We start from the raw sequence: 4746 nt of genomic DNA, 5'->3' as shown, positions 1-4746 counted from the left end.
TATATTCAGCACAAACCATAGAAAAACAAATTAGCGAGTAAAAAAGGCCAAAACGCTTTTGTTCATAGAAACAACAAGTTAACGATATAAATGGTTGCACAAGCGACACGGGATCGCTCGTGCTATTGACACGGTTTGTCTAATGGGTGACCCCACAGGTCTGAGGAAGTTCATAATTCACCTTCAATTAGCTCTTAATTTCAGAACTAAAAACGTCATTCCAAAAGAGCAATAGCGATATTTGGAACCTCCAACCGAGTGCAGAGGAAGTTATAGAATCAGCGACTCTGACCCCACAGGTCTGTATAATTCGCTTTAAATTAGCCCATAAGTCCAGAACAAAAAACGTCTTTCCAAAAGAGCAATAGCGATATTTGGAACCTCCAACCGAGTGCAGAGGAAGTTATAGAATCAGCGGCTCTGACCCCACAGGTCTGTATAATTCGCTTTAAATTAGCTCATAAGTCCAGAACAAAAAGCGTCCTCTGCATATTGAAGGAGATCTCAAATATCGCTTCGCGATTTTGAGATGATGAGTTTTTCCTGCAGTAAACGTCATTCCCTAACTTGTAATATGAGTCGAGCCAAAGCGATATTTGGGATCTTCAACCAAGTGCTGAGGAAGTGTAACCCTTCCACCTAAGTCTAATTGCAAAAATTGGAGATTGGTTGTCTACTCCAAAATCGAAATTGTTTAATTTGAGCCTTCAAATATGTACTACTCAATTTGGTTAAGCAAACCGCCAGCCAAAAAGCGTAATTTAGACTATGGTTTACTAATCATTTTAATTTAGAACTGAAAAACTACGTTATAGCACTTAAATATTACTAAATTTACCAGGGTTTAATAGATTGGATTGACACCTTGGTTAACCAATTTTTGTTTTTTTTGTTTTAAACGAGATCTAGTAAGGCAGGTTAAATAGTTATTAAAAAATAAATAATTTTGGCCATTAATGTTATTTTATTGTTATTTAAGGGTTTTATTTTTGGCTAGCCTCTTGGTCATACCAAAATGTTAAAAATGTTAGTTATTTGCCTTTATTATTGTTTGAAATCTAATCGGTAATGTATTATAAAGTTGTTAACCAAAACTGGTAAATAAAAATAAACTTAAAAAGGTTTGGTAAAGCATCGGGTGGTATTTTGGTAAAACCAAAAGGGCACACACTTAAACAACATGAATCAACAGGGGTTATTCATACATGAAACTCAATAAAATAATTACTGCACTTCGCTCGCAGAATTCATTTAGCCGCAAATTATATGCGTCATCGTTAGCTGCACTATTAGTAGCAACACCAACTTATGCTGCTGAAGAAGCTGGATCAGAAAAAGTTTCAGAGGATGATGTCGAAGTTATTCAAGTCAGGGGTATTCGTGGGTCGTTAGCAAGCGCATTGGCAGCTAAAAGAAGTGCTACTAGCATAATCGAAGTTATTGATGCTGAAGACATCGGTAAATTACCAGACCAAAACCTTGCAGAGGTTTTAGAAAACATCACAGGTGTTCAAATAACACGTACAGCGGGTGTTGGTTCAGGTGTACAAATCCGTGGTAGTAATAGTAACCGCGTAGAAATTAACGGTGCGGCCACAGTTGGCACAGGTGATGGCCGTAGCGGAATGAAATTTGAAGATCTTTCAGCCGCCATTATTGCTGGCGTTGAGATTATTAAATCTTCAGAAGCTAAAACAACAGAAGGTTCTGTAGGTGGTACAGTTAACCTTAAAACTATCCGCCCACTCGCGTTATCGGAAACTCTAGGGTCAATTCGTGTTCAAGGTGAAGACAGCAGCCTTACAACTGATGGTATTATGCCACGTATTTCAGGTGCGTATGGTGACAACTGGGAAACAGATGCTGGTAAATTTGGTTTTGTTGTAAGCGGTAGCTTCTCAAAACAAGAAGCTACGTCGTTCCGTCCTCGCGTCGACCGTGATGGTAGTCTTGTTGAAAACGTAAATGCTGATGTTTATCGTAGTGGCTCTCTTGAAGACCAAGCGACCAAGCGTCCGGTAGCACAGTCATTTGACTTCCTTGGTATTCAGTTTTTAAACCAAGAATTAGAAAATTTCGAATACGAAACGACTAATATTGCTACTGCTTTTGAATTTGCACCTAACGACAATATGAAATTTTTCTTTGATACTGTATTAACTGACCAGGAAATTCGTCAAGACAGTACTCGTGTACAAGGTTCTGGTGTAAGTGCGGTACTAAACTATAACTTACCAACTCAATTCGAAACGGTAAACTTTGGTTCTTTAGATGGTGTTCAATTAGGCAGCATTCAAGCCGCTACTAAAGGTACAATCCAACCTAACCTTTCAGTTGATGATGATGATCCAAACTTACGTTTTAACAGTGATACAAACGCACGTGTTACCGATACTAAATTGTTCAGATTTGGTGGTGAATGGCAAGGTGACGACTTGTTTGCAAGCTTTGAAATTTCAAGCACAAGCTCAAGCACAGTTACTCCACAATTAAATACACAGTTAAACTTCTTAAACCCAAATGCACCATTAGACGGCTTAGATGCGGATGGCAATCCAACGTCAAGCACGAGTAATGACAATGCTGTACCATTTATTTATGACTTAACAGGCGGCTCATTAGCATTTGGTATCGATTTTGACTCACCTTATGCTCCATCGGTTGCTGACTTATTAAATCCTGCAAACGTTGTTTTAGACCAAGTTGATTTAAGCCGAAGCACAACTGAAAACTCAGATGACTCGTTCCGAGCTGATTTTAGTTACTACCTAGAAGATGTTATTACGTCAGTTGATTTTGGGTACCGTTATAACAATACAAAACACGAATCTGTTGGGATCTCTGACCGTATTGGTGGATTCTCTAAATTAGTAGATAGTCCTGCCGGCACATTGTTTGAAGAGCTACTTGTTGCTGGTCCAAGTCACTTTGGCGACGCTGATGGTCGTGAACTTGCGCATCGTAACTTCCTTATTGTTGACCCTGACCGCGCATTTAGCGATCCAGATGGCACATTAGCAATTATTGAAGCGGCAATGTTGGCACATGGTGGTAACCAAGATTATTCAAATCTAACGCCATCAACAACGGCTTCATTTAGTATTGAAGAAGCAACACATGCTTTATACGCTCAAGCGAATTTTGAATATGAAATGATCCGCGGTAACGTAGGTGTGCGTCATGTTTCTACCGAGATTGAAGCAACAGGTAATACTGTTATCGACTCTGTTGTAACGCCTGTTGTGACTAAAGGCGATTACAGCTTTGTATTGCCTCGCATCAATGTTATTGCTGATGTTACTGACGACGTTGTCGTACGTGCATCTTGGGGCAAAGATATTCACCGTCCTTCATTTGGAAGACTCAATACGTCGGTATCTTTTGGTACAAATGAAAATAGTTCATTGAATATAGGTAACCCTAACTTGGCTCCAGAAGAAGTATCTACTTTTGATATTTCTGCGGAATGGTATTTTGCTGAAGCGGCCGCTGTAAGCATCGGTTACTTCAAAAAAGAAATTTCAAATCTATTTGTTACAAATGGCGAAAGTGCTGCACTTGATGCAAATGGCTGGCGCGAAACTGACCCATCTTGTCCTGGTGGCGGTATGTGGAACCCTGCGGTTCAGCCTGGTGTGTTAGGAGATCCAAATACAACTGGTCTTTGTGTTGATATCGAGACATTCAAAAATGATTCAGCTAAGACAACACAAACAGGTATCGAAATGGCGATTCAATATGACTTGTCAGAATTTGAATCTGAGTTAGGTTGGGCGTCTGGTTTTGGTATCATGGCTAACTACAGCATTCAAGAGTACACAGGTGGTTCTGAAGTTAATACTTCAGCAGGTCGTGGTACTGATATCTTCAATGCGATTAACGGTATTTATGATGACAGTAAATTTGTTGAAGTTACTGCGGTTCAAGGTCTATTAGACTTCTCTGAAAACGCGTATAACATCACAGCTTACTACGAAAAATATGGTCTATCTGCTAGAATGCGTTATACATGGCGTGAAGCGTACCGTACTGACGATACAGCTGCTGGTGCATCACGTAACTCTACACTTGGCTTCCCTGTTTATACTCATGATAGAGGCCAGCTTAACGCAAGTGTAAGCTATGACGTAAACGAACAGTTAAACGTTGGTGTTGAAGCGGTTAACCTTACTGAGTCAGACATTACACAGTCTTGTGTAAATGAAGGCGCATTATTATGCTTCCAAGGTCTTACAGACCGTCGTATCACTGTAGGTGCTACATATAAGTTCTAATAACAAGTTTGACTTGTTAAATTAGAAAGCTAATTAATTAGCTCTTAAAAAGCCTGGATTTCATAATCCGGGCTTTTTTGTTTTTCGATAATGTGTACAGGTTAAAAGCGAAGTTTCACTTTCCGCTGCACGCTCCCGTCATATCAAAATCGCGAAGCGGCATTTGAGATCTCCTTCAAGCACTGATGACGTTTTTCAGTTGATTTGTAGTTAACAATGACGGTTTTTGTTCTGATTATTGTGAGCCAATTTAAGGCGCATTATGAACTTCCTCTGCACATGGTTGAGACCTGTGGGGTCACCCATTAGACAAACCGTGTCAATAGCACGAGCGATCCCGTGTCGCTTGTGCAACCATTTATATCGTTAACTTGTTGTTTCTATGAACAAAAGCGTTTTGGCCTTTTTTACTCGCTAATTTGTTTTTCTATGGTTTGTGCTGAATATAATATTCGCACCACTCACCCATCTG

The 4746-nt window shown here is 39.7% G+C and carries 1 protein-coding gene; it reads left to right on the top strand.

Translation table 11 applies throughout. The features are described from left to right. Positions 1-1205 precede the first annotated feature (1205 nt). Positions 1206-4274: a TonB-dependent receptor gene (locus tag KO525_RS05195; RefSeq protein ID WP_215962737.1), complete on the top strand. Its 3069-nt coding sequence runs from the start codon at positions 1206-1208 to the stop codon at positions 4272-4274. The last annotated feature ends 472 nt before the right edge of the window (positions 4275-4746 follow it).

The sequence above is a fragment of the Psychrosphaera sp. B3R10 genome (assembly GCF_018861025.1).
Classification (GTDB): domain Bacteria; phylum Pseudomonadota; class Gammaproteobacteria; order Enterobacterales; family Alteromonadaceae; genus Psychrosphaera; species Psychrosphaera algicola.
This window is presented reverse-complemented; position numbering and strand designations above follow the sequence as displayed.